Raw genomic sequence first — 26788 nt, forward strand, 5'->3', positions numbered from 1 at the left:
GAGCTCCGGATCAGGCCGGCCCCGGGGCCGTGAACGACACGTCCGCCGAGCGCGTGGTCGTGTCCGCGTCGCTGCCGAGCGCCCAGGCCGCGACCCTGGAGACGGTGGCGGCCGGGATCTCCTCGCTGATGCCGGGGGCCGCCGGGACGTTCTGGGTCGCGTGGGCGTCGTACGGCAGGACCACCCGATAGCCCCGCGCGAGAGCGGTCCGCGCCGTCGCCTGGACGCACATCTCGGACATCACACCGCAGACGGCGAGCGCCTCGACCCCCGCACCGGCGAGCAGACCGCCCAGCGCTGTCCCGTCGAAGCCGTCGTCCTTGGGCTTGCGGATCACGACCTCCGCCGGGCCCGGCTCGACCGGGTGGTGGAGTTTCCAGCCCGGCGTGTGCGGCTCGTCCTCCGCCCCGGGCGGCCCGTCGTTCTGGAGGTGCACGACGAGGGCCCCGCCGCGGCGGGCCCGCGCGATCAGGTCCGTCGTCCGCTCCACGAGACGTACCGCATCCGGAACGGCCCCCTTGCCGGAGACGAACGCTGACTGGACGTCCACCACGATCAGGGCCTCTACGCGATTGATCATGCGGTCATCATGACCGGCGGGGCCGCGCGCCTCCATGCGGTTTCCTGCGCCCCCACGCCTGTGTTCCACTGGCGTCGGATGCCGATCAGGCCTCTGACGTGGGCGTTGAAGCCGACGCCCCATGATCGACAGCAGGGAGAGGTTCGATGACGACGACCGCGAAGCCGAGCGTGCAGCACGAGGACGAGCAAGTACGAGTGACCCGCTGGGACTTCGAGCCCGACACGCGTACCGGTCGCCACGTCCACGAGCACGACTACGTGGTCGTGCCCGTGGTGGACGGCCGGATCAGCGCGTTCGCCCCCGACGGCACGGTGACCGAGTCACAGCTGCGCGCCGGCGAGTCCTACGCGCGCCCGGCAGGCGGCGAGCACGACGTCGTCAACACGGGCGGCACGTGGCTGGCGTTCGTCGAGATCGAGCTCAAGGGGACGTCGAAAGCCGTGGCGTAACGCTCCGCCGGGTCACCGGACGGCAGTCACCTGACGGCAGTCACTTGACGAGGTACTTGCAGCCCGCGATCGACTTGCCGCCCTTGTTGTCCGCGACCTGCTTGCCGTCGACCTTGATGACACAGGAGGCCGGCTCGAGCTGGCCCTCCGAGCCGGTCACCGAGCCGGGGACGACCGACACCAGGCTGCCGACCTTCAGTTCGGCGCCCTTGACGGTCAGTTGGGTCGTCTTCGTCCAGGGCAGGTTCACCTGCTCCGTCTTGCTGTCGCCGGCCGTCCACAGGACCTGCGTACTGCCCTGGCCCCGCACCTCGAAGGTCACTTCGCGGGTGGCTTCCTGACCCCCGGCCGGCTTCGAGGCGGCGGGCGAGGGTGCCGTCGACGTGTCCTGCTTCGCCCCGGCCTCCTTGCCGTCTCCCCCGCCGCTGCCGCACCCGGCCAGCAGAGCGGCTGTCGCCGCGACCAGAGCAATACCGGTTAGCGTCCTGCGCACGTTTCCTCCGTGATCCCCGTACAACTCAGCATTTCGGCCCGGGCAGACCTCCCCCGGGCCGAACTGCTGAGCATAGTGGGGCGCCCGGGACGTTCACTCGGTGCGTAGGCGTCCGTCCGCATCTCCTCGACTCGTCATGGCTCTAGGAAGGTTCGGGCCCCGGCGCTACCCTCCGCGCATGATTTCGACCGTTGTCTGGGGTACCGGAAATGTCGGGCGCGCGGCCATCCGCGCCGTCGAGGCCCACCCGGCACTGGAGCTCGTCGCCGTACTGGTCCACGATCCCGCGAAGGTCGGCCGTGACGCGGGTGAACTCGCGGGCCTCGACCACGAGTTGGAGGTCACTGCGAGCGACGACATCGAAGCGGTGCTGGCCGCCGGGCCCCGGGCCGTCGTGTACGCGGCCTCCGGCGACATCCGCCCCGACGACGCCCTCGCCGACATCACCCGGGCCCTGCGGTCCGGCGCCGTCGTCGTCTCCCCCGCCCTCTATCCGCTCTACGACCACCGCGGCGCGCCGCCGGAGTTCCGGGATCCGGTGGTGGCCGCCATCGCGGAAGGCGGCGGGTCCCTGTTCGCCTCCGGGGTCGACCCGGGCTGGGGCAACGACGTCCTGCCGCTCCTCGTCAGCGGGCTCGGCAGCACCGTCGACGCGATCCGCTGCCAGGAGATCTTCGACTACTCGACGTACGACCAGCCCGACTCGGTACGGCTCCTGGTCGGCATGGGTCAGCCGATGGACTACGACCCGCCCATGCTGTGGGACACCGTCCCGACGATGGTGTGGGGCGGACAGATACGTCTGATGGCGCGGGCGCTCGGGGTCGAACTCGACGAGATCCGCGAGACGTTGGACCGCCGCCCGCTCGACACCACGGTCAGCACGCGCACGATGGGCGACTTCGAGGCCGGCACGCAGGGCGCCGTCCGGTTCGAGGTGCAGGGCATCGTCGGGGGCGAACCCCTCATCGTCATCGAGCACGTCACCCGCATCCACCCGTCCTGCGCGCCGGACTGGCCGACGCCCCCCGACGGCACCGGGGCGCACCGGGTGATCATCGAGGGCCGTCCGCGCATCGAGGTCACCGTCGAGGCCGCGGACGAGGGCGAGAACCGGTCGGCCGGCGGCAACGCCACCGCGGTCGGCCGGCTGGTGAATGCCATCGACTGGCTCGTGGACCAGGCCCCGGGCCTCTACGACGCGCTCGACGTCCCGCTGCGCCCCGCAGTCGGAAAGCTCGGCCATCGCGGAAGGAAGCAATGATGATCATCGACATCCCCGAGGGACAGGAACCGATCGGCTACGTCTGGGGGGACATGGTCCCCGGTATCGGCATGGCGGCCGCCAACTTCTCGCTGTCCGTGTACGCCCATACGACCCTGGGCCTGCGGGAGTTCGAGGCGGCACGGCTGCGGATCGCGCAGATCAACGGGTGTCAGTTCTGCCTGGACTGGCGTACCGACCGGGACGGGGAGAAGGTCGAGGAGTCCTTCGCGGACTCGGTGACCGAGTGGCGTACCAGCGACGCCTTCGACGACCGCACGCGTCTCGCGGCCGAGTACGCCGAGCGGTACGCGCTCGACCACCACGGCCTGGACGAGGAGTTCTGGTCCCGGATGACCGCGCTGTACAGCCAGGTCGAGATCGTGGAGCTGAGCATGAGCATCGGTTCCTGGCTGGCGTTCGGCAGGCTCAACCACGTGCTGGGTCTCGACACCGCGTGTGTCCTGCCCACGGCCTGAGACGCGGGGGCCGCGGCCGGCCCCCGCGCTGCTCACCCGCTACAGATCGGTGGCGATGATCTTCTCGATGTTCCGCTCGGCGAGCGCCGTGATCGTGACGAACGGGTTGACGCTCGTGTTGCCGGGGATCAGCGAGCCGTCGATGACGTAGAGGCCCGGATAGCCGTGCAGGCGGCCGTAGTTGTCGGTGGCCTTGTCCAGGACCGCGCCACCGAGCGGGTGGTACGTGAGGTGGTCGCCCCAGATCTTGTACGTGCCGAAGAGATCGGTGCGGTAGATCGTTCCCTCCTTCGCGTTGATCTTGTCGAAGATCGTCCTGGCCATGTCGATGGAGGTCTGCTTCCAGGCCGTCTGCCAGTTCAGATCGGCCCTGCCCGCCTGGGCGTTCCACGAGAACTCGGCGCGGTGCGGGGTGTTCGTGATCGACAGATAGAACGAGGCGTAGGTCTCGATCCCGGTCGGCAGCGGCGCGACCTCGGCGAACGCTCCTCCGGCGGCCCAGTTGTCGATGCCGCCGCAGGGGATGGACGCCTGGACCTTGCCGGTCGGGTCCCACAGATGGTTGGCGCGGCCGCACATGACGTTGCCGTTGTCGCCCCAGCCCTTGCCCACCTCGCCGTTCAGGGCGGGCAGGGCGCCGGTTGCCCTGAGCTTGACCAGGAGCTTGCTCGTGCCGACGCTGCCGGCCGCGAAGAACACCCTGTCCGCGGTGACGGTCTTGGTGGCCGTGGTCGTGCCGGTGGTGTCGATCTGCTCGATGACGACCGTGTACCCGCCGCCGGGTGCGGGCGCGACCGAAGTCACCTTGTGCAGCGGCGAGATGGAGACCCTCCCGGTGGCCGAGGCCTGGGCCAGGTAGGTCTTCTGGAGGGACTTCTTGCCGTAGTTGTTGCCGTAGAGGATCTCGCCGGCGAGCGCCGACTTGGGAACGGTGCCGGCCGCCTCCTGCTTCATGTAGTCCCAGTCGTACACGTCGGGCACGAAGACGAACGGGAAGCCGGAGCGCTGGGCGTGCTTACGGCCGACGCGCGCGAACCGGTAGCACTCGGCGCTCTCGAACCAGGCCGGGTCGACGGTGCCGACGCCGAGCGCGGCGTTGGCGCGCGGGTAGTACGTCGCGTACATCTCGGCGGCGTCGACCGACGGGAGGATGGCGCCGAAGTTCTCGCGTCTGGGGGTGACCGCCATGCCGCCGTTGACCAGGGAACCACCGCCGACGCCGCGGCCCTGGTAGACGACGATCCCGCCCATTTCCTCGGCGTCCAGAATTCCGGTGTGGCGGGGGACGTCCTTGTCGAGCGGGAAGCCGAGGAAGTTGCTGAGGGGCTGTTTGGTCTTGGTCCGGAGCCAGTAGGAACGGGCGTCCGGACTGGTCGTGTTGGCGAATATCTTGCCGTCCGGTCCGGGGGTGTCCCAGGCCATCCCCATTTCGATCATGTGGACGTCGACACCCGCCCGGGCGAGTCTCAGCGCGGCCACGGAGCCGCCGTATCCCGTGCCGACGACGAGGGCGCGGACGTGCGCGCCGGAGTCGATCGGAGCGGCGGCGGGGGCGGTGGCCGCATAGGCGGCGGGGGCGTGGGCCGACAGCGCCGCGGCGCTCAGAATAGAACCGGTTCCAGCGATAAAAGTGCGTCGCGAGACGTTCCTGGAACCGCTTGCACGCGTGGTGGAACCACTCATGGCACGTTCCTCACTTTCGATGGAATCGAAACGAGTTCTACTGCCGTCGGCGCATCAAGTCACTACACACGAATAGGTAATTCATGTGCGCCGAATAGGTAACTCGCGTCCACTCGTCCCCGGGCGCACCGACGGCCCCGGGGCGGCTGTCGGCAGCCGCCGAGGAGTTAGCACTGTCACACAGATCCAGGCAAGTCCTTGCATGTAAACAATCGAGCGGGTTACTACACTTCGTCAGGTTGTTCGGCGCCCGGCCGGACCGGCAGCACGGCTTTCATGCGGGATCACCGTTGATCCAGCTCCGGCGGCGACACGCAAGGAACCCATGACAACCTCAGACAACGGCAGCGACGTCCCCCCGCCTGACGGACCGCCACCCGGCACGGTGGCACTCGACGACGCGACGGGCGTCGTCGTGGAGCACGTGACGCCGCCGGTCGAACCCCCGGCTCTGATCGAACCGCTGGACCTGACCGTGGCCGCCCCCGACGCGGAGTCCTTCGAGGACAGCGCCGTCGGCGTACGCGGCGGTACGGCCCTGTTCACCGCGGGGCCGGCCGCCCCTCCCCGCACCCTCATGAACATCTTCGGCGCGTCCGTGCGCGACCACCGCGACGAGGTGGCCCTGGACGACGGGGCGAAGCAGCTCACGTACCGCGCGCTCGCCGACGAGGTGGAGAACCTGCGGGTGCGGCTCGCGCTGGCCGGGGTCCGCAGGGGCGACCGGGTCGGGGTCCGCGTCCCGTCCGGGACCAACGATCTCTACATCGCGATCCTGTCGGTGCTCGCCGTCGGCGCCGCCTACGTCCCCGTGGACGCCGAAGACCCGGACGAGCGGGCCGAGTTGGTGTTCGGCGAAGCCGGGGTGCGCGCCGTCATCAGCGCCGGCCACGACCTGACCGCGTGGGGACCCGACGGCAAGGAGGAGGGCGGCGCCAGGACTCCCCGAGGGGCCGCGGACTGCCTGCCCGGCACCGACGACGACGCCTGGATCATCTTCACGTCGGGCTCCACGGGGAAGCCCAAGGGCGTCGCGGTCTCGCACCGCAGCGCCGCCGCCTTCGTCGACGCCGAGGCCGCGCTGTTCCTCGCCGACGAGCCGATCGGCCCCGGCGACCGCGTGATGGCCGGCCTGTCCGTCGCCTTCGACGCGTCGTGCGAGGAGATGTGGCTGGCCTGGCGCAACGGCGCCTGCCTGGTGCCGGTACCGCGCTCCCGCGTCCGCAGCGGCGCCGACCTCGGGCCCTGGCTCGTCGAGCAGGACATCAGCGTCGTGTCCACGGTGCCCACGCTCGCCGCCCTGTGGGAGCCCCAGGTCCTCGACGACGTACGCCTTCTGATCTTCGGCGGTGAGGCGTGTCCGCCCGAGCTGGCGCAGCGTCTGGTCACCGAGGGCCGCGAGGTGTGGAACACGTACGGCCCCACGGAGGCCACGGTCGTCGCCTGCGCGTGCCTGATGACCGGCGAGGAACCGGTCAGGATCGGACTGCCGCTGGACGGCTGGGAGTTGGCCGTCGTCGACGAGGCCGGCGATCCCGTCCCGCTCGGCGCCACCGGCGAGCTCGTCATCGGCGGCGTGGGGCTGGCCCGCTATCTCGACCCCGCCAAGGACGCCGAGAAGTACGCGCCGCTGGTCTCCCTCGGCTGGGAGCGCGCCTACCGCAGCGGCGACCTCGTCAAGGCGGACCCGGAAGGCCTCGTGTTCCTGGGACGCGGGGACGAGCAGATCAAACTCGGCGGCCGCCGCATCGAGCTCGGCGAGGTCGATGCGGCTCTGCAGGCGCTGCCCGGCGTAGCCGGGGCGGCCGCCGCCGTACGCACGGCACGCAGCGGCAACCAGCTGCTCGTCGGCTACGTCGTCACGCAGGACGGCTGGGACCGTGCCGAGGCCGTCGAGCGCCTGCGGGCCGCGCTGCCCGCCGCCCTGGTGCCACTCCTCGCCCCCGTCGAGAGCCTGCCCACCCGCACGTCCGGCAAGGTCGACCGCGCCGCCCTGCCCTGGCCGCTCCCCGACCTGGACAGCTCCACCGGGCCCACCGAGCAGCTGTACGGCACCGAGGCGTGGCTCGCCGAACAGTGGGCGCACACGCTCGGAGTGTCCGTGACCGGCGCCAAGGACGACTTCTTCGCGATCGGCGGCTCCAGCCTGGCCGCCGCCCAGCTGACCACCCGGCTGCGCACCCGCTACCCCAGCGCCGCCGTCCTCGACATCTACCAGCACCCGACGCTGCGCAAGCTCGCCCGCCATCTGGAGGAGTCCGCGCAGGGCACGCAGGCCCACCGAGACGTCGAACCGGTGCCGCTACGCGCCCAGGTCCTTCAACTCCTGCTTCTGCTCCCGCTGTTCACGCTCGTCGGACTGCGCTGGTGCGTGGCTCTGGCCGCGCTCGGCAACGTTTTGCACTGGTTCGGGTCCTATGCCTGGGCTCAGGCCGTGTCCTGGTGGTGGGTGGCCGCGGGGGCGGCGGTGCTGTTCAGCCCAGCGGGGCGGCTCGCGCTCGCCGCGGGAGGCGCGCGGCTGCTGCTGCGGGGCGTCGGGCCCGGCACATATCCGCGCGGCGGCCATGTCCATCTGCGGCTGTGGACGGCTGAGCGGCTCGCCGAGTGCAGCGGCGCGACCTCGCTGACCGGCTCATGGCTGCTGCGGTACGCGCGCGCCCTCGGCGCGCGGATCGGCGCCGAGGTGGACCTGCACTCGCTGCCGCCGGTGACCGGCATGCTCAAACTGGGCCGCGGCTGCGCCGTCGAGGCCGACGTGGACCTCTCCGGACACTGGCTCGACGGCGACCGTCTGGTGATCGGCGCCGTCAAAGTCGGCGGCGGAGCGGTCGTCGGCACCCGCAGCCTGCTGTTCCCCGGTGCGCGCGTCGGCAAGAAGGCCGAGGTGGCCCCCGGATCCGCGGTGACCGGCCAGATCCCGACCGGCCAGCGCTGGGCCGGCTCCCCCGCCGTGAAGCTGGGCAAGGCCAAGCGGGACTGGCCGAAGCAGCGGCCGAGGCGCTCGTACGGGTGGCGGCTGATGTACGGCGCGTCGGGCCTGGTCCTCTCCGCGCTGCCGGTGCTCGCGGCCGTGCCCGCGCTCGCGGTGGCGCTCCGCTTCGTGCCCGCGGCCGCGGGTCTCGGCGAGGCGCTGCGCGGCGCCCTGGTCGCGGTGGTGCCCGCAGCACTGGCCTTCGGATGCGCGTACGCGCTGCTTCTGGTGGGCGCCGTGCGGCTGCTGAGCCTCGGGCTGCGGCCGGGCCTGCACCCGACGCACAGCCGCACCGGCTGGCAGTCCTGGACGATCACGCAGCTGATGGACGCGGCCCGGCAGACGCTGTTCCCGTTGTACGCGGGGCTCGTCACTCCCCTGTGGCTGCGGCTGCTCGGCATGAAGATCGGCCGTCGCGCCGAGGTCTCCACGGTCCTCGCCCTGCCGAGCCTCACCACGGTCGGCGACGGGGCGTTCCTCGCCGACGACACGCTGACCGCTCCGTACGAACTCGGCGGCGGCTGGGTCCGGATCGGGCGGGCGGCGATCGGCCGGCGGGCGTTCCTCGGCAACTCCGGCATGACCGGGCCGGGACGGAGCGTCCCGGACGGAGGTCTGGTCGGTGTCCTGTCGGCCACCCCGAAGAAGGCCAAGAAGGGCACCTCGTATCTGGGGCTGCCGCCGATGAAGCTGCCGCGCGCTCCCGAGGGCGGCGACCACTCGCGTACGTACGACCCGCCGGGGCGGCTGTTGTGGGCGCGCGGCGCGGTGGAACTGTTCCGGCTCGTGCCCGTCTTCTGCTCGGCGGCGCTCGCCGTGCTGACGGGCGGGGCGCTGTGTGCGCTCGCCGGGCCGGCGGGCGTGGGCTGGTGGGGTGCCGCCGCGCTGTCCGGGGCGGTGCTCCTCGGCGCGGGTGTCGTGGGCGCGTTGTCCGCGATCGCCGCGAAGTGGCTTCTCGTGGGCCGGCACCGGGCCGGTGAACACCCGCTGTGGAGCGGCTTCGTCTGGCGCGACGAGCTCGCCGACACGTTCGTCGAGGTGGTCGCCGTGCCGTGGCTGATCGGCGCGGTGCCGGGCACCCCGCTCATGACGCTGTGGCTGCGCGGCCTGGGCGCGCGCGTCGGCCGGGGCGTGTGGTGCGAGAGCTACTGGCTGCCGGAGACGGACCTCGTGACCCTCGGCAGCGCGGTCAGCGTGAACCGCGGCTGTGTGCTGCAGACGCACCTCTTCCACGACCGGATCCTGCGGATGGACAAGGTGACGCTCGGCGGGGGTTCGACGGTGGGCCCTGGCGGAATCGTCCTGCCGGGCAGTACGGTCGGCGCTCGCGCCACTCTGGGCCCCGCGTCCCTGGTCATGGCCGCGGAGTCCGTACCCGACGACACTCGCTGGCTGGGCAATCCGATCGAGGCCTGGCGGTCCTAGACGGGCGGAGACACCTTAAGGTCGGTCAGGGCTTCGATGCGTACGGCACGGGGTGGGGGGCACGACACAGACACGTTGAGTACGGCGCAGGGAGTGGACACTTCAGTGAGCGGCCAGACAGCGGCTTCGGAGCCGTACTTCCCCGGCCACGGCGACCCCCGCTACCGGGTGCACCGCTACGAGCTGTCCCTCGACTACCGTCCCGGCCCCAACCGCCTCGCGGGGAACGCCCGTATCAGCGCCATAGCGGGCCGGGCCCCGCTGACCGAGTTCCATCTCAACCTCGAGGCCTTCCGGCTCGGCAAGGTGCTCGTCGACGGCCGGCAGCCGCGCTTCACGCACCGGGGCGGCAAGCTGCGGATCCGGCCCGTGAAGCCGCTGCGGGCCGGCGCCGCGTTCACGGTGGAGGTGCACTGGTCGGGCAATCCGAAGCCGGTCAACAGCCCCTGGGGCGGGCTCGGCTGGGAGGAGCTGTCCGACGGCGCGCTCGTCGCGAGCCAGCCCGTCGGTGCACCGTCCTGGTTCCCGTGCAACGACCGGCCCGACGACAAGGCCGCCTACCAGATCTCCCTCACGGTCCCCTCGCCGTACACGGTGGTCGTGGGCGGGCGCCTGCTCACACGCACGACGAAGTCGTCGACGACGACCTGGGTGTACGAGCAGCCGGCACCGACGCCGAGCTATCTCGTGGGCCTCTCGATCGGCATGTACCAGACGGTCCTGCTGGGCGAGCCGGGGCTCGGCGGTGTGCCGCAGAGCGCATACGTGCCCGTGCGTCTGCTGCCGGAGTTCTCGCGGGACTTCGCCCGGCAGCCCGAGATGATGCGCCTCTTCGAGGAGCTCTTCGGCCCGTATCCGTTCGGTGAGTACGCCGTCGTGGTGGCCGACGAGGACTTCGACGTCCCGGTCGAGGCGCAGGGGCTTTCCCTGTTCGGCGCGAACCACGTGGACGGCGCGCGGGGCTGGGAGCGGCTCGTCGCGCACGAGCTCGCCCACCAGTGGTTCGGCAACAGCCTCACCATCGCCGACTGGCGGGACATCTGGCTGAACGAGGGCTTCGCCAAGTACGCGGAGTGGCTGTGGTCGGAGCGCTCGGGCGGCCGCACCACCCAGGAACTGGCCGCCGCCGCACACCGGGAGCTGTCCGCGCTCCCGCAGGACCTGCTCCTCGCCGACCCGGGCCGCAAGTCGCTGTTCGACGACCAGGTCTACGAGCGCGGCGGGCTCACCGTGCACGCGGTCCGCTGCGCGCTGGGCGACGAGCCGTTCTTCCGCATGGTGCGCGACTGGGTCTCGGCGCACCGGCACGGCGTGGTGACCACCGAGGCGTTCACGGCGCACGTCGCCCGGTACGCGGCGGCGCCGGTCGGCGACCTCATGACGGCGTGGCTGCGCCGCAGGCCGCTTCCGCCGCTGCCCGCACCTCTCGTCCCCTACAGGTAAGGAATCTCCCGTGGCTGACGGAACACCACGCTTCCCCCTGGATCCCACGCCCGTCCACGTGCCCGACGCCGTCCTGGAGGACCTGCGCCGGCGTCTCGACATGACGCGCTGGCCCGACGACGTCGGGAACGGCGACTGGTTCTACGGAGTCGACCGCGGCTACCTCCAGGAGCTGGCCGAGTACTGGCTCCACAGCTACGACTGGCGCAAGGCCGAAGCCGCGGTCAACGCCTACGAGCACTACCAGGTGCGCGTGGACGGGGTCCCGGTGCACTTCATGCGCAGACCCGGGACCGGACCGAACCCCACCCCGCTCATCCTCACCCACGGCTGGCCCTGGACGTTCTGGCACTGGTCGAAGGTCGTCGACCCGCTCGCCGACCCCGCGGCCTTCGGCGGGGACCCGGCCGACGCATTCGACGTCATCGTCCCGTCCCTGCCCGGGTTCGGCTTCTCGGCGCCGCTGCGCGACCACCCCGACATGAACTTCTGGAAGGTCGCCGACCTCTGGCACACCCTCATGACCGACACTCTCGGCCACACCCGGTACGCGGCCGGAGGCTGCGACATCGGCGCCCTGGTCACCGGTCAGCTGGGCCACAAGTACGCGGACGAACTGCTCGGCATCCACATCGGATCGGGCCAGAAGCTCACCTTCTTCAACGGCGACCGGGCCTGGGACCTGAGCGGCGGCCAACCCATCCCCGACGGACTTCCCGACGACATCCGCGCCGGGATCCTGGCCCTCGACCGCCGCTTCGCCTCCCACCTCGCCGTCCACGTCCTCGACTCCAGCACGCTCTCCTACGGTCTGAGCGACTCTCCCGTCGGCCTGCTCGCCTGGATCCTGGAGCGCTGGGTCAGCTGGAGCGACCACCACGGCGACATCGAGACCGTCTTCACGAAGGACGATCTCCTCACCCACGCCACGATCTTCTGGGCCGGCAACACGATCGGCACGTCGACGCGGTACTACGCGAACGCCAACCGCTACCCGTGGACGCCCGCCCACACCCGCACGCCCGTGGTCGAGGCCCCCACCGGACTGACCTTCGTCGGCCACGAGAACCCGCCCGGCGTCACGACCGCGCAGCAGCGCGTCGACAACTGGCTCGCGAGCGACCGTGCCGACTGGTACCACCACGTCAACGTCAACGCCCATGACGAGGGCGGGCACTTCATCCCGTGGGAGGTCCCCGACGCCTGGGTCGACGACCTGCGCCGCACCTTCCGCGGGCGGCGCTGAGCGGCTGCTCCGGCCGCTACTCGAACCGCGAAGGATCGCCCGCCCCGCGCCGGACGATCTCCGTCCCGCCGCCGGAGAAGTCGATGACCGTGGTCGGCTCGGTGCCGCAGTCACCGGAGTCGACCACGACATCCACCTCGTGGTCGAGCCGCTCCTTGATCTCCCAGCCCTGCGTCAGCGGCTCTTCCTCGTCGGGCAGGAGCAGCGTGCTGGACAGGATCGGCTCGCCCAGTTCGGCCAACAGGGCCTGCACGACCGCGTGGTCGGGGATCCGGACGCCGACCGTCTTCTTCTTCGGGTGCAGCAGCTGGCGCGGCACCTCCTTCGTGGCGGGCAGGATGAAGGTGTAGCTGCCGGGCGTCGCCGCCTTGATCGCGCGGAACACATCGTTGTCGATCTGCACGAACTGCCCGAGCTGGGCGAAGTTCTGGCACATGAGCGTGAAGTGGTGACGGTCGTCCAGGTGGCGGATCGCCCGGATCCGGCTGATGCCGTCCCGGCTGCCGAGCCGGCACCCGAGCGCGTAGCAGGAGTCGGTCGGATACGCGACGAGTTCGTCGGCACGGATGCTGTCGGCCACACCGCTGATCGTGCGCCGCTGGGGATTTTCGGGGTGTACGTCGAAGTACTTCGCCATTCGCCGAGTGTAGTGGCCGAGGGCGTGAATGGATCTCGGAACGGGGGCGGCGCTCCCCCGAAAGCAGTCGCCGAAAACAAGTGGCATGCGTTCGTGCGCCCCGCATAGCTTGTCCGCCCGTGACCGATGATCCGACGGCCCCCTCCGAGTCCCCCGAGCGCGACGCCCGGCATTGCCGCAGTGACGGCATCGAGGGTGGGGCGGTGGCCGAGCGGGGGACGTCGCGGTCGGAAGTCGCCGCCGGGGACGGGCTGTTCGGCAGGAAGTACGCGGCGGCCACCGTGAGCTTCGCCGCGGTGATGTTCCTGACCGGGTTCGCCGCACTCGCCGTGATCCCGACGCTGCCCGCGGCCGTGCGGGACCTGGCCGGGGTGTCCCTGTATCCGCTGGTGGCGGGATGCTTCGTGGCCGCGAGTCTGCTGGGCGGGGTCCTCGGCGGCGACTGGGCGGACCGTGCCGGGGCCCGCAGGCCGCTGGCGGCGGGCGTGGTGCTCGCGGTGCTCACGCTCCTGATCTCGGCCACGAGTACGACCGTCTGGCAGTTGGCGGCCGGGCGTTTCCTCGACGGGATCGCGGCCGGGATGATCGCGGTGTCGATCAACACCGCCATCGGCCAGACCTACCCCGACCGTCTGCGGCCGCGCGCCCTGTCCCTGATGAGCACGTCCTGGATCATCCCCTCGCTCGCCGGTCCCCCACTCGCCGGACTCGTGGCCGCCTGGTGGTCCTGGCGAGCGGTGTTCTTCGGTCTGGCCGCGCTGACGCTGCTCCCGGCGCTCGCGGTGGTCGCGCTGCTCAGCAGCCGCTCCCGGCAGTCCGCGCCGACGTACCGGGGCGACGAGGCGCGGCGGCCGCCGCTGCTCGCGGCGGCCCTGGTGAGTCTGGGTGCCGCGCTCGCGCAGTACGCCACGTCGGGCTGGAGTGTGCGCAACCTGGTGTGCGGGGCGGTGGGGGTCGCCCTGCTGTGCTCGTTCGTGCCACGGCTGTTGCCGCGGGGCACGTGGCGGGCGGCGCGCGGTCTGCCCGCGTCGGTGCTGCTGCGGGGCCTGACTTCGGGCGCGTACTTCACGCTGGAGGCGTTCGTGCCGCTGATGCTCGACACCGAGCGGCATGTGTCGGCGGTGCTGACGGGTCTGGCGTTCACGGGTGCGGCGCTCGCGTGGGCCGCGTCCTCGTGGGTGCAGGGGCACCTCCTGGACGGCGTCGCCCGCCATCGCCTGGTCGCGGGCGGCGCGCTGGTGCTCGCGGCGGCGCTCGCACTGGCGGCGGCCGGGGCGCTTCCCTGGATGCCCGCGCTGACGGCGGCGTCGACGATGGTCATCGCGGCCGTCGGCATGGGAGCCCTCGTCCCCTCCCTCACTCTCCTGTCACTCGCGCACAGCCCGGCCGAGCGCCAGGGCTGTGCCAGCGGCGCGATGCAGACGAGCCAGAACCTGGGCCAGGTCGCGGTCCTCGGCCTCGCCTCGGCCGTGTTCAACCTCTTCCTGGGCGTCGGCTCGTCCGGTCCTGGCGGCTACGGTGCCGCCTTCGCGCTGCTGCTCGTGCCCAGCGTGACGGCCGCGGTCCTCGCGGCCAGGACGCGGGTCGCCCAGGCCTGACCGACGTGCGAAAAATCCCGTGCGCACAGGACGCGCCGAGGTGTTGGATGAGCCCATGGTGTCTTCCGACCGACTGCTGGCCTTCGCGGCCATGTCGTTCCTGCTGATCGTGATTCCGGGCCCCAGCGTGCTGTTCGTGATCGGGCGGGCGCTGTCACAGGGGCGCCGTGCCGCGCTGACCACGGTCGTGGGCAACACGCTCGGCGCCTACGTGCTCGTCGTGGCCGTGGCGCTCGGTGTGGGTGCCGTCGTGGAGCGCTCGGTCCTCGTCTTCACTACGCTGAAGCTCGTGGGCGCCGCGTATCTGGTGTACCTCGGCGTCAAGGCGGTGCGTCAACGGCGATCACTGCAGACCGCGTTCACCGGTGACGGGGTCGCGCACGGCAGTCTGCGTACGTTGTGGGAGGGGTTCGCCGTGGGTGTGGCCAACCCGAAGACGATCGTGTTCTTCGCCGCCGTGCTGCCGCAGTTCGTGGATCGCGGCCAGGGGCACGTCACCCTTCAGATGCTGCTGCTCGGCCTGGTCTTCAACGTCATCGCGGTGGTGTCCGACAGCGTGTGGGGCCTGATCGCGGCGACGACGCGGAGCTGGTTCGCCCGCTCGCCGCGGCGGCTCGGCATGGTCGGCGGTGTCGGTGGGCTCACGATGATCGGCCTGGGTGTGACCGTCGCGGCCACGGGCCGTGCCGACTAGGGACGTTCGCCTGCCTACGGCGCGAGTGCGACGCCCATCGAGTTGGCCCCGATGGGCCTCGGTGCGCCCTTCTCGTAGAAGACGTCGAGTGCCGTGATCGTGAATCCGGCCTCCGTCAGCAGGTCGGTGATCGGGCGCGTGAGGTGACAGCCGCCGAAGAGCCGCTTGTTCACCGGTTCCATGCGTCGCTGCCAGCGGCGCACGTTCTCGTCCTCTTTCGGCGCGAGCCCGTGCTCCAGGAAGTGCAGTGTCCCGCCGGGCCGCAGCACACGGCGCACTTCGCGCAGCGCGGCCCCGGCGTCGGGGATGGTGCACAGCGTCCACGTCGACAGGGCGGTGTCGAAGCTGTGGTCCTCGAAGGGCAGCGACTGGCCGTCCGGGCCCGCGCGGCGCACCGGGACGGCCGCCGCGCGGACCCTCTCGGCGGCGAGTCGCCATCCGACGTCCGAGGGTTCGATCGCGACGACGCCCTCGACGGTCGACGGGTAGTAAGGGACGTTGTGTCCCGTGCCGAACCCGATCTCCACGACTTGGCCCCGCAGCCCCTCGCAGACCCGCCGTCGCAGCGGTGCGGCCATCCTCACGCCACAGGCGACATCGATGATCCGGGGCAGCACCTGCTCGGCATAGAACCCCACGGCGGCCCTCCAGGTCTCGTTCCCAGCATGGCACCGCGGCGGCCCGGGGGCGACGTTGCCGAACCGCGATCTTCCGGACCGCAACCATGAATGTTCCCGAGCGGTCCTCTCCGTAGCTCTACAGGAGACCCAGGAGGAACGCCTTGTCCCATGTGCCCCGCAAAAGCCGTCGACTGTCTCAGGCGCTGATCGCCTGCGGATGCGCGGTGACGCTGCTCGTGGGCTGTTCCGAGGGCGACGCCCGCGAGGACCGCACCGCCGACCCCGCTCCGCGGGTTCCCACTGGCCGGGGTGCGGGCGAGCGCGGACTCGGCGACTTCGACCGCGACGGCTACGACGACTTCGTGACGGCCATGACCACGCGGAACAAGTTCAGCCGGCCGACCGGCTATCACCTGCTCGTCCTCCCCGGCTCGGCGAAGGGCCTGGACCCCGGGCGTCGCAGGACCTACCGCGACTTCTTCTACGGACCGCTGCTCCGCGCCGACCTCAACGGGGACGGCTACACGGACCTGGTCGCGACGCAGACCGACCACCAGGCCAAGGATCCGGTGCGCCGGGACGACCCCGGCAATGCCGTGATCCTGCCCGGCGGCAAGAAGGGCCTCGGCGACCCGATCCCCGTCAAGGCCGCCGGTCATGGCGAGCGCGGCCACCGATGTCGACGGCGACGGGGCCGTCGACCTGGTCTACGCGGGCACCACCCCAACGGGAACGACACCGAACTGCCGCCCCGGCAGAGCCTGGTGGCCTACGGCCCCTTCGGCAAGGACGGCACGCCCGCCCGCACCGCCGAACTCAAGAACACGGCGAGCCCCAGCCAGGCGACCAGCGGGGACTTCGACGGCGACGGCTACGGCGATGTCATGTTCACCGACCCCAACCCGGGCGAGGAGGATGCGGATCCGCCTGCGTACGACGGCCCGTACGTGACGTACTTCCGGGGCAGCCCCCGCGGCCTGACGCCGGCCCGGCCGCCCGGGAACCTCGGCAACGATACGTACGACGGAGTCATGGTGCCGCGCAGCGGTGACGTCGACGGCGACGCAAACGAGGACGTTCTCGCGCCCGGCTACCGCGAGGTGGGTGTCGCGGAGGGCCCGGCCTCGGGGCGGCTCACCGTGGCGTACGGGTCGAAGTCGGGTGTGGGAGGCGGGCGGCCCGACGCCGTCTTCGACCAGGAGACACCCGGTGTTCCGGGCGACTCGCAGGGCAAGGACGCTTTCGGAAGGGGCGCGGGCACCGGCGATGTGAACGGTGACGGGCATCCGGATCTGCTCGTGGACACGCCGGGAGAGGACCAGGGAAACGGCCGTTTCACGCTGCTGCCGGGCGGCTCCGACGGGCGCGAACGCGACCGCCTTCGACCTCGACACCCCCGGTGTGCCCGGCAAGCACGACCCGTCGGGCGGTGACTGGTTCGCCGCCACGTTCCCGCTGCTCGACGTCAACGGCGACGGCCGCTCCGACGTGGTGGCGACCGCCCCCGGTTATCTGCGCGGCAAGGGCGGCCTCTGGCTCTTCCCGGGTACCCCGGAGGGACTTGGCACGGCCCGGCGGATCCAGTTTCTGGCCCCGTCCGGCCTCGGGCTCCCGCCACGTACCGCGTAGGGCTCAGCCGTCCGGGGGTGGACCGTCACGTCTGACGGGATTCGCCGGTGAGGCGCTGGAAGCCGCGCCGCCCGCGGCCGTCGCGCCCTCCTCGGCGGGTACGAGCGGCATGGTGCCGCCCTGGAGGCGTTCCAGGTCGGAGGCGCGGACCTGGATGACGACGAGCGCGATCACCGCGGCGACCACGGCGAAGACGGCGGCGACGACGAAGGCACTGGAGATCCCCGACGCGAGCACCTGGTCGCCCCAGGGAGGCGGGAGTTGCCCGGTCGTTCGGAACCGGAGCTGCTGGGTCGGGGTCGCCTGCGCCAGGAACTTCGGCACCTGGTCCTCGGCCTCGTTGCGGCTGGCCGTACCGAAGACCGTGACCAGGATGGACAAGCCGAGCGAGCCGCCGACCTGCTGGTGTGCGTTGAGCACTCCGGAAGCCGCTCCCGAGTCCTTCGGCGCCACACCGGAGAGTGCCATGAGAGTCAGCGACACGAACTGCAGGCCCATTCCGCAGCCGAACACCAGCGTGGGGCCGAGGATGCCGCCCACGTACGTGCTGTCGACATCGATCATGGTCAGCCAGCCGAGGCCCAGGGAAGCCAGGACCGCGCCCACCACCATGAAGGGCTTGGGCCCCCACCTGGGCAGGAACTGCGAGGCGAATCCCGCGGCCATCGCGATGATCGCGCTGATCGGCAGGAAGGCGAGGCCGGCCCGCAGCGGGCTGAAGCCCAGGATGTTCTGCACGAAGAGGGTGAGGAAGAAGAACATGCCGAACATCGCGGCGGCCAGGAACAGCATCATTCCGTAGACGCCCGCGCGGTTGCGGTCGCGGAACATCCACAGCGGGATGACGGGCTGTTTCGACCGGCTCTCGATGGCGATGAACGCGGTGAGCAGGACGACGGCGGCGCCGAACGCGCCGAGGGTCAGGCTGTTTCTCCAGCCGTCCTTCGAGGCGCGGATGAAGCCGTAGACGAGCAGCACCATGCCGACGGTCGAGGTGAGCGCGCCGAGGACGTCGAAGTTGCCCGGGTGGCGTTCCGACTCCCTGATGCAGCGCGGTACGGCGAGCGCGATCAGGATGCCGATGGGCACGTTGACGAAGAGGACCCAGCGCCAGTCGAGCCACTCGACGAGCACTCCGCCCGCGATCAGACCGATCGCGCTGCCGCCCGCGGAGACGGCGGCGAACACGCCGAACGCCCTGTTCCGCTCGGGGCCTTCGCGGAAGGTCGTCGTGATCAGTGCGAGGGCGGTGGGGGACGCGATGGCGCCGCCGACGCCCTGCAGCGAGCGGGCGGCGAGCAGTTGCCACGACTCCTGCGAGAGGCCGCCGAGGAAGGACGCGAGCACGAAGAGCAGGACACCGGCCATGAAGACGCGGCGCCGGCCGAGGATGTCACCGAGACGCCCGCCGAGCAGCAGCAGACCGCCGAAGGTCAGCGTGTACGCGTTGATCACCCAGGACAGGTTCTCGGTCGAGAATCCGAGCGCGGTCTGGATGTGCGGGAGCGCGATGTTCACGATGGTGATGTCGAGGACCACCATCAGCTGGCACGAACAGATGACGAGTAGTGCGATCCCCCTGCCGTGGCCCCGCTCCGGGGCTTCGGCAGGCTTCGAGGGTGTCGACTGCGTACCCGACATGGGAAAGGGGTGCACCTCAGTACCGCGGTGAACGCGCTCGTTCACTACACCGACGTTAAGCCTGGCCGTGCGGCCCCGCCAATCGATCAACGACCCCGGGACCGCCCCGCCCACGCTCCTCGTTTCACCCTGCCTCGGGCGCTTCCAGCAGGTCGCGCACCTCCTCCGCGGTCGTCTCCTGAAGGTCCTCGCCGAGCAGCAGCCAGCGGGTGATGCCGATCGACTCGAGGAAGGGCAGGTCGTGGCTGGCGATCAGGAGGGCGCCCTCGTACGACTCCAGTGCGCTCGTCAGCTGCCGCACGCTGGCCATGTCCAGGCTGTTGGTCGGCTCGTCGAGCATCAGGAGCTGCGGAGCCGGTGCGGCGAGCATCGTCGCCGCGAGTGCCGCGCGGAAGCGTTCGCCGCCGGAGAGGGTGCCGGCCGGCTGTTCCGCGCGGGCACCCTTGAACAGGAACCGCGCGAGCTGGGAGCGGATGTGGTTGTCGGTGACGCCCGGGGCCATGCGGGCCACGTTCGCCGCGACGCTCAGGTCCTCGTCGAGCACGTCGAGGCGCTGCGGCAGGAACCGTAGCGGCACGAACGTCTTCGCCTGGCCGGAGAGCGGTTCGAGCTCACCGGTGAGGGTGCGCAGGAGCGTGGTCTTCCCGGCTCCGTTGCGGCCCACGAGCGCGATGCGTTCGGGGCCGTGGATGTGGAGGCTGCCGTCGCGCAACTTGCCGTGCGAGAGGCTCAGTTCATCGATGCTGAGGACGGTACGGCCCGTGGGTACGGCGGTGTGGGGCAGGCTCACGCGGATCTCGGCGTCGTTGCGGATGGCCTCCGCTGCCTCCTCGCGCCGCTCGTGCGCGTCGCTGAGCCGGTCCTCGTGCAGGCCGCGCAGTTTGTCGCCGGACTCCTGCGCGGACCTCTTCTTCTCCCCCGCGACGATTCTCGGGGCCTTGCGCTGGGCGTCCATCTTCTTGCTGTGCCGGGCGCGGCGGGCCACCTTGATCTGGGTCTCCTCCAGTTCGCGTTTCTGCCGGCGTACGTCGGCCTCGGCGGCCCGCAGCATCCGCCCGGCCGCCTCCTGCTGGGTGGCGAGCGCCTCCTCGTAGGCGGACCAGCCGCCGCCGTACCAGTTCACGGAGCCGGAGCGCAGTTCGGCGATGCGGTCGACCCGTTCGAGGAGTTCGCGGTCGTGACTGACCACGAGGAGGACGCCGGAGCGCCAGGAGTCGACGGCCTCGTAGAGTCTGCGGCGCGCGAAGACGTCCAGGTTGTTGGTCGGCTCGTCCAGCAGGAGGACGTCGGGGCGCTCCAGGAGCAGGGCGGCCAGGCGCAGGAGGGTGGTCTCTCCGCCGGACAACTGACCTACGGTGCGGTCGAGTTCGACGTCCGCGAGGCCGAGCGAGCCGAGTGTCGCGAGGGCCCGCTCCTCGACGTCCCAGTCGTCGCCGACCGTGTCGAAGTGCTCCTCGCTCACGTCGCCGTTCTCGATGGCGCGCAGCGCGGCGCGCCGCTCGGCGATACCGAGGGCCTGGTCGACGCGCAGCGCCGTGTCGAGGGTGATGTTCTGCGGCAGGTAGGCGAGGCTGCCGCCGACGGTCACCGACCCCTGGGAGGGGGCGAGTTGACCGGCGAGCAGGCGCAGCAGGGTGGACTTGCCGGTGCCGTTCGTGCCGACGAGTCCGGTGCGGCCCCGGCCGATGGCGAGGGAGAGCCCGTCGAGGACGGGGGTGCCGTCCTGCCACTGGAAGGACAGGGCGGAGCAGGTCAGGGAGGCGCTGGGCGCGGTGGGTGTCGCCATGGTGTTTCTCGCATTCGCAGGCGCGGTGGGAGGGGGCTACGTATGCGAGCACCACGCGACGACCGAACCGGGAGGGCGGAAATCCGAGAACCCGGAAAGGAGGGTGCGGCTGTCCGAGAGATCATCGGGGACGGCTCATGCACCGAGGTCGCATCCACGCGAGGTCACGGGCGGCACGGAACGGCCGCTACGACGTGACGGGCGTACGGCGGCGAAGGCCGTACGGCGCGGTGATCGCGATCCTCAGATGCGCAACGTCCACCTCAATCGGAGACAACAGAGACGCCGAAAACCTTAACGACCGGGTGATCGAAAGGCAAGAGTCCCAGGTCACGAGCCCGTTCCCGCCCGACATGCACCCTCTGCGGCAGCGTGCAAGTCTGGGAGTGGCCGGCCTGTCGTCGGGCACTCCGGCGCATTCCGGCCAGGAGGAACGATCATGAGTAAGAAACAGAGCCGCCAGAACCGCGGCGCCCGATCGGGCGGCCACGGCCATGACCGCAGCTCCACCGCCGAGAAGCGTGCGACGCCTGAGCCGACGACGAAGGCGACCGACCCGTCCGAGGAGCCCGCACGCCGGATCTCGGAGCACCACTCGCACAAGCAGCCGCGGAAGTTCGGTCACAACTGACGCGGGCCGGCTGCACACACCGTCACACGCCGCGACGCGGGGTCACGGAGCCCCGCGCCCGTGAGTGCTGCCCGCCCGCCTCCGGCCGGTCATGAGCACGGCCCTAGAGTGCCCGCATGAGCCGCATCACTTCGAACGGTGCCACGATCCACTTCGACGACCTGGGCCCGGCGGACGGCATGCCCGTCGTCCTGATCCACGGCCACCCCTTCAACCGCACCATGTGGGGCTTTCAGACCGCCGCGCTCAGCGCCGCCGGATACCGTCTCATCGCCCCTGACCTGCGCGGTTACGGAGACAGCGACACGGCCGCGGGTACCACCCCGTTCCACGCCTTCGCGGACGACATCGCCGCCCTCCTCGACCACCTGGAGCTCGACCGCGCGGTGGTCGGCGGTGTGTCCATGGGCGGCCAGATCACCATGGAGTTCCAGCGCAGCCACCCGCGGCGCGTGCGTGCCCTGGTGCTCGCCGACACCTCACCGGTGGCCGAGACCGACGAGGGCAAGGCCTTCCGCAACCGCCTCGCCGACCGGCTTCTCGCGGAGGGCATGGACGGTTACGCGGATGAGGTCATCGACAAGATGCTGGCCGCCTACAACGTCACCGCGATGCCCCAAGTCGCCGCACATGTCACGGAGATGATGCGGACCACCGACCCGGCGGGCGCCGCGGCGGCGCTGCGCGGGCGTGCCGAACGCGCCGACTACCGCGCGACGTTGGCGGCCACGACCGCTCCCACCCTCGTCGTGGTGGGCGCGGACGACGTGTACACCCCGCCCGATGACGCCCGGGGCATCCAGCGCCTGGTCCCGCACGCGACCCTGGCTGTCGTCGACCACGCGGGACACCTGCCGAACATGGAACAGCCCGAGGCCTTCAACACCGCGCTGGTCCGCTTCCTCAACTCCCTGACTCTTTGACTCCCTGGCGCATCAAGGGTCTTGACGGAAGAGGGCCGTCCAGAGGAAGGGTTCGCCGAAGCTCAGCGATTCCGGCGCCTCGTCGCGCATGCTGCGCTGTTCGACCTCGGTCAGGCCGGAGAAGATCCAGCGCAGGGACTCCGGCGTGTACGCGAGTCCGCCGTGCAGACCGGATCCGCGGTAGAGGTCGGCGTCGGCCACCTCCGAGCCCATCGCGCCGGACGCGAAGCAGGTGAGGGCGAGGTGGCCGCCGGGGGCGAGGGTGCGGTCGAGGAGGTCGAGGTAGCTGATCCGGCGGTGCGGCGGCAGATGATGGAAGCAGCCCGAGTCGTGGATCAGGTCGTACGGGCCACGGAGTTCGGCGTCGGCCAGGGCGAAGGCGTCGCCGCAGTGGAAGCTGATGACGGCGCCCGCTTCCTCCGCCCGTTCCCCGGCCCAGGCGACGGCCTCCGGTGACAGGTCGACCGCGTCCACCTCGAAACCCTGCGACGCGAGGTGGATCGCGTTGCGCCCGGGGCCGCAGCCGAGGTCGAGTGCGCGGCCCGGGGTGACCAGCCCGCGCCGGAGGTAGGACACGAGGTTCTCGTCGGGCTTGTCCGCGAAGAACGGCACGGGCCTGGTGCGGTCCGCGTAGAAGCCGTCCCACCAGGTGGCCGCGCCGCCGGTCCAGCGGTCGGCCTCCGGCGCGAACAGCCCGTCCAGGAGCGCGAGTACGTCGTCGACACTGCGTATGTTCCGGTCCATCCGGCTCCCCTTCCCTGTCCGGCGATCCTAGTTTCGCGAGGCCCTACGGGAGGGTTCGGCACTCCCGGCTTCGGCCGTCGCGGACACTTCGACACGCGCCGAACTGTCCGCGGCCTAGCGTCTGCCGCATGCGAGACGAATCGGTGAGAGGAGAGTCGCGGTGACGGTGTGGGAGATGGTCGCCGTTTGTGCCGCCGGAGTGGGCGCCGGGGCCATCAACACCGCCGTGGGCTCAGGGACGCTGATCACGTTCCCCGTTCTGCTCGCCACCGGTCTGCCGCCCGTCACCGCCACGGTGTCGAACGCGCTCGGTCTGATCCCGGGGTCCGTCAGCGGTGCCATCGGCTATCGCGCCGAACTCGGCGGGCAGCGGCGGCGCATCCTGAGGCTGGGCGCCGGTGCCGTGCTCGGCGGACTCGCGGGCGCCACGCTGCTGCTCACCCTGCCGGCCGCGGCGTTCGAGACGATCGTGCCGGTCCTCGTCGGCCTCGCTGTCGTCCTGGTCGCGTTCCAGCCGCTGATCAGCGGCCGAGTACGGCGACGGCGCGAGCGGTCCGGTGCCCGCCCGCGCGGCGACGCGGGACCGCTCCTGTTCACCTCCCTGACGCTCGCCAGCGTCTACGGCGGGTACTTCTCCGCCGCGCAGGGAATCCTCTACGCCGCGCTGATGGGCATGCTGCTGGACGAGCCGCTGCAACGCCTGAACGCCGTCAAGAACGTCCTGGTCGCCCTCGTCAACGCCGTCGCCGCCCTCTTCTTCCTCTTCGTCGCCGACTTCGACTGGACGGCCGTACTCCTCGTCGCGGCCGGTTCCGCAGTCGGTGGTCAGCTCGGCGCCAAGGCAGGCCGGCGCCTCAGCCCCGGCGTCCTGCGCGCGCTCGTCGTGACGGTGGGGACGTTCGCAGTCGGCCAGCTGCTGCTCCGGTGACCGAGGCGCTCACCCCGCCAAGGTGCCCGCACCGGGTCCGAACACCGTGAACTGCGCGCCCTGGGCGTCCCGCACGCCGGCCCAGTGTCCGGCCTCGTCCTCCCACTCGCCCGTCACGGTGCCGTCCTGCTTGAGCACCGCGCGGGTGCACTCGGCGACATCGTCCACCGTGAACCGGACCTCCCAGTGTGGCCGGACGTCGGGATCGGGGGCCGCCTCTACGGCACCGGAGGTGATCCGGGCCATGGCCAGGCCGCCGCAGACCAGGACGACCTCCTCGTTCTCGTAGCGGACGTCGCAGCCACCGGGCCGTGTCCAGCCCAGGACCTCGCCGTAGAACATGGCGGCGTCGAAGGCGTTCCTGGTCACGAGCCGGAGCCCGACCTGCCCCTCCGGGTGCCACCCGCTCCAGTTCCGTACGAGGTCACCGGCCCAGATCCCGAAGGCGGCGCCGCTGTTGTCGGCGAGCAGTGCGGCGCGGCCCAGGGGGAAGGGGATCGGGCCCACGCCGACGGTGCCGCCGCGTTCGCGCACCCGGCTCGCGGTCTCGTCCGGGTCGCCGACGCCGAAGTACGGCAGCCAGGCCGTGGCCACGCCGAGGGTGGGCGCCATCGCGCCGATGCCCGCCACAGGTCTGCCGTCCGACATCGCGACGGCGAACCCGTCGCCGAGGCGGCCCGGGCGGAATTCCCAGCCGAGCACGGCCTCGTAGAACGCTCTGGTGGCGGCCAGGTCGTGCGCCGCGAGGCTCACCCAGCAAGGGGCCCCGAGCACGGCGCCGCTCGGCGGGCCGTCCTCGTCGCCGCCCTCGGTGGCCAGTCTGTCGGTCATCGTGCACCCTCCCTGAATCACGGCCTGCGCCCATTGCAGCAAGAACGGCCTCGCGCGGCCATCGCCCAGTGGGGCGACACGCACCTGGCCGGCAGCCGCTGAGCGAGAGGCGATGAAGCCGGGGGGCGCCTCGTAACGCCCAGCGTAGAATCAGGATAAAAGGTGCCGAACGGGCACGCTGTGGGTGGTGCCGCGTCGGCGTCGTGGTCTCGGGGAGGGTGGAGCCGCGGTCCCGCCGGAAGGAGTCCACGATGACGACCACCGGGCAGGCAGTCGATTCCGAGCGGAAAGAAGAATTCGCCGGGCGCATGGTCCAGGTGGTCAATGACGCGTGTCTCGGCTATCTGTGCAGTCTCGGCCATCGGACGGGGCTCTTCGACACGATGGCACCTCTTCCGCCGTCGACCAGCGTGCAGATCGCCAAGGCCGCGGATCTCGACGAGCGGTACGTACGGGAGTGGCTCGGCGGCCTGACCGTCGCCGGTGTCGTCGAATACCGGCCGGCCGACGGCACGTACTGGCTCCCGCCCGAGCACGCCGCCTCTCTCACCCGCGCAGCGGGGCCGGAGAACATGGCCTCGCTGCTTCAGGACCTCTCGCTCCTCGGCATCGTCGAGGACGAGGTCCTCGACGCGTTCCGCAAGGGCGGCGGCGTCCCCTACTCCTCGTATCCGCGGTTCCAGGAGCTCCAGGCCGAGGAGACGGGGCGCGTCTACGACGTGGCCCTGGTCGACGCGATCGTTCCGCTGGCGCCGGGCCTGCCGGAGCGGCTGCGCGCCGGGATCGACGCGCTGGACATCGGGACCGGGCAGGGCCATGCGGTGAATCTGCTGGCCCAGGCGTTCCCCGCCAGCCGGTTCCGCGGCATCGACATCTCCGAGGCAGGCATCGCGGCCGCACGCGCCGAGGCGGCGCGGCTCGGCCTCGACAACGTCCGGTTCGACGTGGTCGACACCGCCGATCTGAACGGTACGTACGACCTCATCACGGCGTTCGACGTGATCCACGACCTGGCCCGCCCGGCGCGCACCCTGGACACGGTGGCCGCCGCGCTGCGCGACGACGGCGTGTTCCTCATGGGCGACATCTCCGCCTCCAGCAATCTGGAGGAGAACATCGACCATCCCCTCGGCCCCACCCTGTACACGTTCTCGGTCTTCTACTGCATGACCGTGTCGCTGGGCGAGGGCGGCGCGGGGCTCGGCACGGTGTGGGGGCGGCAGCGGGCGCTGCAGATGCTCGCCGACGCCGGGTTCGGCGACGTCGACGTGGAGCAGGTCGAGGGCGACATCCTCAACGTGTACTACGTGGCCCGTAAGTGACCGTCACTGGTTGCCACGTCTTTCGCCGCGCCGGGAGCGGCGGACCAGACGTGCGTGCGTGACCGCCGGGGAGCTGACGAGTTCCACGACCTCGTAGCCGTCGACGCCGTCCCCGAGGTTGTCGAGCAGGCGCTCGCCCCTGCCGACGAGGAGCGGCGCGATGGCGAGGTGCAGTTCGTCGACGAGGCCGGCGCGCAGGTACTGCTGGATCGTGGCCGGGCCCCCGCCGATGCGCACGTCCTTGCCGTCCGCCGCCTCGCAGGCCCTGGCGAGGACCGTCTCGATGGGCTCATCGGTGAAGTGGAAGTCCGTTCCGCCCTTCATCGACACCGACGGACGCGTGTGGTGCGTGTGCACGAACACCGGGTGGTGGAACGGCGGGTTGTCGCCCCACCAGCCGGTCCACGCCTCGTTCTCCCACGGTCCGCGGTAGGGGCCGAACATGTTGCGGCCCATGATCGTGGCGCCGATGTTGTCCTCGCTGCGCGCGACGAAGTCGACGTCGGCGCCCTGCCTGCCGTCGGCGTGGTCCTTCATCGCGGCGAACATCCAGTCGTGCAGGCCGTCGTCGATCCCGTCGCCGAAGGGCGCGTCCATGCGCTGGTCGGTACCGGCGGCGAACCCGTCGAGCGAGACAGTGACGTTGTGTACGCGAAGCTTCGGCATGACGTCTCCTTCGTGGTGAGGCAGCGGGCCGTTCCCGCTCTCACCCTTGCGTCGAACGGAGCAGGGGCGGATCGACAGCCCCTCCCGATTTTCTTCCGGGAA

24 protein-coding genes are annotated in these 26788 nt (G+C 71.1%); 14 read left to right on the forward strand and 10 right to left on the reverse strand.

The window, feature by feature from the left end; translation table 11 throughout:
* Positions 1-10: 10 nt before the first annotated feature.
* A complete protein-coding gene (locus OHO83_RS04215; protein ID WP_266678758.1) occupies positions 11-580 on the reverse strand; it encodes an isochorismatase family protein in 570 nt (189 codons plus the stop codon).
* 146 nt (positions 581-726) lie between these two features.
* On the opposite strand from OHO83_RS04215, the gene OHO83_RS04220 reads away from it, so the two are divergent.
* Entirely contained in the window at positions 727-1032 is a 306-nt protein-coding gene (locus OHO83_RS04220; RefSeq protein ID WP_227299348.1) for a cupin domain-containing protein, read from the forward strand.
* Positions 1033-1072: 40 nt separating this feature from the next.
* On the opposite strand, the gene OHO83_RS04225 is transcribed toward OHO83_RS04220, so the two are convergent.
* The gene (locus tag OHO83_RS04225) at positions 1073-1525 is read right to left on the reverse strand and encodes a hypothetical protein (protein WP_266678756.1); all 453 of its coding nucleotides are present in this window, start codon (positions 1523-1525) and stop codon (positions 1073-1075) included.
* A 178-nt stretch (positions 1526-1703) separates the two neighbouring features.
* Here OHO83_RS04225 and OHO83_RS04230 point away from each other — a divergent pair, with 178 nt between their 5' ends.
* Both OHO83_RS04230 and OHO83_RS04235 read left to right on the forward strand, forming a co-directional pair.
* Complete coding sequence (locus tag OHO83_RS04230) at positions 1704-2789, forward strand: NAD(P)H-dependent amine dehydrogenase family protein (RefSeq protein WP_266678754.1); 1086 nt, start codon at positions 1704-1706, stop codon at positions 2787-2789.
* A complete protein-coding gene (locus OHO83_RS04235) occupies positions 2789-3268 on the forward strand; it encodes a carboxymuconolactone decarboxylase family protein (protein WP_266680228.1) in 480 nt (159 codons plus the stop codon). The genes OHO83_RS04230 and OHO83_RS04235 overlap by 1 nt, the downstream gene beginning before the upstream one ends.
* A gap of 39 nt (positions 3269-3307) precedes the next feature.
* On the opposite strand, the gene OHO83_RS04240 is transcribed toward OHO83_RS04235, so the two are convergent.
* Positions 3308-4951 carry a GMC oxidoreductase gene (locus OHO83_RS04240; RefSeq protein WP_330278697.1) on the reverse strand — a complete coding sequence of 548 codons (1644 nt, stop codon included), beginning with the start codon at positions 4949-4951 and terminating at the stop codon, positions 3308-3310.
* A 325-nt stretch (positions 4952-5276) separates the two neighbouring features.
* On the opposite strand from OHO83_RS04240, the gene OHO83_RS04245 reads away from it, so the two are divergent.
* From OHO83_RS04245 to OHO83_RS04255, 3 genes are all read left to right on the forward strand, one after another.
* Complete coding sequence (locus OHO83_RS04245; protein ID WP_330278698.1) at positions 5277-9347, forward strand: Pls/PosA family non-ribosomal peptide synthetase; 4071 nt, start codon at positions 5277-5279, stop codon at positions 9345-9347.
* Between the two features lie 105 nt (positions 9348-9452).
* Positions 9453-10790 carry a M1 family metallopeptidase gene (locus OHO83_RS04250; RefSeq protein ID WP_330278699.1) on the forward strand — a complete coding sequence of 446 codons (1338 nt, stop codon included), beginning with the start codon at positions 9453-9455 and terminating at the stop codon, positions 10788-10790.
* 10 nt (positions 10791-10800) lie between these two features.
* On the forward strand, positions 10801-12036 hold the full coding sequence (locus tag OHO83_RS04255; protein ID WP_330278700.1) for an epoxide hydrolase family protein: 1236 nt from the start codon (positions 10801-10803) through the stop codon (positions 12034-12036).
* 16 nt (positions 12037-12052) lie between these two features.
* On the opposite strand, the gene OHO83_RS04260 is transcribed toward OHO83_RS04255, so the two are convergent.
* Positions 12053-12673: an L-threonylcarbamoyladenylate synthase gene (locus OHO83_RS04260; protein ID WP_266678744.1), complete on the reverse strand. Its 621-nt coding sequence runs from the start codon at positions 12671-12673 to the stop codon at positions 12053-12055.
* A gap of 299 nt (positions 12674-12972) precedes the next feature.
* Here OHO83_RS04260 and OHO83_RS04265 point away from each other — a divergent pair, with 299 nt between their 5' ends.
* Both OHO83_RS04265 and OHO83_RS04270 read left to right on the forward strand, forming a co-directional pair.
* Positions 12973-14271 (forward strand): MFS transporter, encoded by a 1299-nt coding sequence (locus OHO83_RS04265; RefSeq protein WP_323187125.1) that lies wholly within the window; start codon positions 12973-12975, stop codon positions 14269-14271.
* 55 nt (positions 14272-14326) lie between these two features.
* The gene (locus OHO83_RS04270) at positions 14327-14965 is read left to right on the forward strand and encodes a LysE family translocator (protein ID WP_330278701.1); all 639 of its coding nucleotides are present in this window, start codon (positions 14327-14329) and stop codon (positions 14963-14965) included.
* A gap of 14 nt (positions 14966-14979) precedes the next feature.
* Here OHO83_RS04270 and OHO83_RS04275 read toward each other — a convergent pair whose 3' ends face one another.
* Positions 14980-15603 carry a class I SAM-dependent methyltransferase gene (locus tag OHO83_RS04275; RefSeq protein WP_323187068.1) on the reverse strand — a complete coding sequence of 208 codons (624 nt, stop codon included), beginning with the start codon at positions 15601-15603 and terminating at the stop codon, positions 14980-14982.
* 152 nt (positions 15604-15755) lie between these two features.
* Here OHO83_RS04275 and OHO83_RS04280 point away from each other — a divergent pair, with 152 nt between their 5' ends.
* Complete coding sequence (locus OHO83_RS04280; RefSeq protein WP_330280715.1) at positions 15756-17018, forward strand: FG-GAP repeat protein; 1263 nt, start codon at positions 15756-15758, stop codon at positions 17016-17018.
* Entirely contained in the window at positions 16987-17214 is a 228-nt protein-coding gene (locus OHO83_RS04285) for an integrin alpha (RefSeq protein WP_330278702.1), read from the forward strand. The genes OHO83_RS04280 and OHO83_RS04285 overlap by 32 nt, the downstream gene beginning before the upstream one ends.
* Before the next feature lie 3 nt (positions 17215-17217).
* Here the strand turns inward: OHO83_RS04285 and OHO83_RS04290 are convergent, their stop codons facing one another.
* Together OHO83_RS04290 and OHO83_RS04295 are read right to left on the reverse strand one after the other, a co-directional pair.
* Positions 17218-18855 (reverse strand): MFS transporter, encoded by a 1638-nt coding sequence (locus OHO83_RS04290; protein WP_330278703.1) that lies wholly within the window; start codon positions 18853-18855, stop codon positions 17218-17220.
* Positions 18856-18979: 124 nt separating this feature from the next.
* Positions 18980-20641: an ABC-F family ATP-binding cassette domain-containing protein gene (locus OHO83_RS04295; protein WP_266678736.1), complete on the reverse strand. Its 1662-nt coding sequence runs from the start codon at positions 20639-20641 to the stop codon at positions 18980-18982.
* 439 nt (positions 20642-21080) lie between these two features.
* On the opposite strand from OHO83_RS04295, the gene OHO83_RS04300 reads away from it, so the two are divergent.
* Positions 21081-21272, forward strand: coding sequence for a hypothetical protein (locus tag OHO83_RS04300; RefSeq protein WP_116505152.1), 192 nt, complete (start codon positions 21081-21083; stop codon positions 21270-21272).
* Positions 21273-21388: 116 nt separating this feature from the next.
* Complete coding sequence (locus OHO83_RS04305; protein ID WP_330278704.1) at positions 21389-22195, forward strand: alpha/beta fold hydrolase; 807 nt, start codon at positions 21389-21391, stop codon at positions 22193-22195.
* 12 nt (positions 22196-22207) lie between these two features.
* Here OHO83_RS04305 and OHO83_RS04310 read toward each other — a convergent pair whose 3' ends face one another.
* Positions 22208-22939 (reverse strand): class I SAM-dependent methyltransferase, encoded by a 732-nt coding sequence (locus OHO83_RS04310; protein WP_330278705.1) that lies wholly within the window; start codon positions 22937-22939, stop codon positions 22208-22210.
* A 160-nt stretch (positions 22940-23099) separates the two neighbouring features.
* Here OHO83_RS04310 and OHO83_RS04315 point away from each other — a divergent pair, with 160 nt between their 5' ends.
* Positions 23100-23867, forward strand: a complete 768-nt coding sequence (locus OHO83_RS04315) for a sulfite exporter TauE/SafE family protein (protein ID WP_330278706.1) — start codon at positions 23100-23102, stop codon at positions 23865-23867.
* A 9-nt stretch (positions 23868-23876) separates the two neighbouring features.
* Here the strand turns inward: OHO83_RS04315 and OHO83_RS04320 are convergent, their stop codons facing one another.
* Complete coding sequence (locus OHO83_RS04320) at positions 23877-24698, reverse strand: VOC family protein (RefSeq protein WP_266678727.1); 822 nt, start codon at positions 24696-24698, stop codon at positions 23877-23879.
* A gap of 251 nt (positions 24699-24949) precedes the next feature.
* On the opposite strand from OHO83_RS04320, the gene OHO83_RS04325 reads away from it, so the two are divergent.
* Positions 24950-26020, forward strand: a complete 1071-nt coding sequence (locus OHO83_RS04325) for a class I SAM-dependent methyltransferase (protein ID WP_266678725.1) — start codon at positions 24950-24952, stop codon at positions 26018-26020.
* A 3-nt stretch (positions 26021-26023) separates the two neighbouring features.
* Here OHO83_RS04325 and OHO83_RS04330 read toward each other — a convergent pair whose 3' ends face one another.
* A complete protein-coding gene (locus OHO83_RS04330) occupies positions 26024-26686 on the reverse strand; it encodes a dihydrofolate reductase family protein (RefSeq protein WP_330278707.1) in 663 nt (220 codons plus the stop codon).
* Positions 26687-26788: the final 102 nt, after the last annotated feature.

The organism is Streptomyces sp. NBC_00569 (assembly GCF_036345255.1).
GTDB lineage: Bacteria > Actinomycetota > Actinomycetes > Streptomycetales > Streptomycetaceae > Streptomyces.

Coding starts and splice junctions, on each gene's coding strand:
- OHO83_RS04245 (WP_330278698.1), top strand. CDS start 5,277: ATGACAACCTCAGACAACGGCAGCGACGTCCCCCCGCCTGACGGACCG.
- OHO83_RS04265 (WP_323187125.1), top strand. CDS start 12,973: ATGTTCCTGACCGGGTTCGCCGCACTCGCCGTGATCCCGACGCTGCCC.
- OHO83_RS04325 (WP_266678725.1), top strand. CDS start 24,950: ATGACGACCACCGGGCAGGCAGTCGATTCCGAGCGGAAAGAAGAATTC.
- OHO83_RS04220 (WP_227299348.1), top strand. CDS start 727: ATGACGACGACCGCGAAGCCGAGCGTGCAGCACGAGGACGAGCAAGTA.
- OHO83_RS04270 (WP_330278701.1), top strand. CDS start 14,327: ATGGTGTCTTCCGACCGACTGCTGGCCTTCGCGGCCATGTCGTTCCTG.
- OHO83_RS04215 (WP_266678758.1), bottom strand. CDS start 580: ATGATCAATCGCGTAGAGGCCCTGATCGTGGTGGACGTCCAGTCAGCG.
- OHO83_RS04330 (WP_330278707.1), bottom strand. CDS start 26,686: ATGCCGAAGCTTCGCGTACACAACGTCACTGTCTCGCTCGACGGGTTC.
- OHO83_RS04305 (WP_330278704.1), top strand. CDS start 21,389: ATGAGCCGCATCACTTCGAACGGTGCCACGATCCACTTCGACGACCTG.
- OHO83_RS04240 (WP_330278697.1), bottom strand. CDS start 4,951: ATGAGTGGTTCCACCACGCGTGCAAGCGGTTCCAGGAACGTCTCGCGA.
- OHO83_RS04260 (WP_266678744.1), bottom strand. CDS start 12,673: ATGGCGAAGTACTTCGACGTACACCCCGAAAATCCCCAGCGGCGCACG.
- OHO83_RS04235 (WP_266680228.1), top strand. CDS start 2,789: ATGATCATCGACATCCCCGAGGGACAGGAACCGATCGGCTACGTCTGG.
- OHO83_RS04320 (WP_266678727.1), bottom strand. CDS start 24,698: ATGACCGACAGACTGGCCACCGAGGGCGGCGACGAGGACGGCCCGCCG.
- OHO83_RS04310 (WP_330278705.1), bottom strand. CDS start 22,939: ATGGACCGGAACATACGCAGTGTCGACGACGTACTCGCGCTCCTGGAC.
- OHO83_RS04290 (WP_330278703.1), bottom strand. CDS start 18,855: ATGTCGGGTACGCAGTCGACACCCTCGAAGCCTGCCGAAGCCCCGGAG.
- OHO83_RS04230 (WP_266678754.1), top strand. CDS start 1,704: ATGATTTCGACCGTTGTCTGGGGTACCGGAAATGTCGGGCGCGCGGCC.
- OHO83_RS04295 (WP_266678736.1), bottom strand. CDS start 20,641: ATGGCGACACCCACCGCGCCCAGCGCCTCCCTGACCTGCTCCGCCCTG.
- OHO83_RS04300 (WP_116505152.1), top strand. CDS start 21,081: ATGAGTAAGAAACAGAGCCGCCAGAACCGCGGCGCCCGATCGGGCGGC.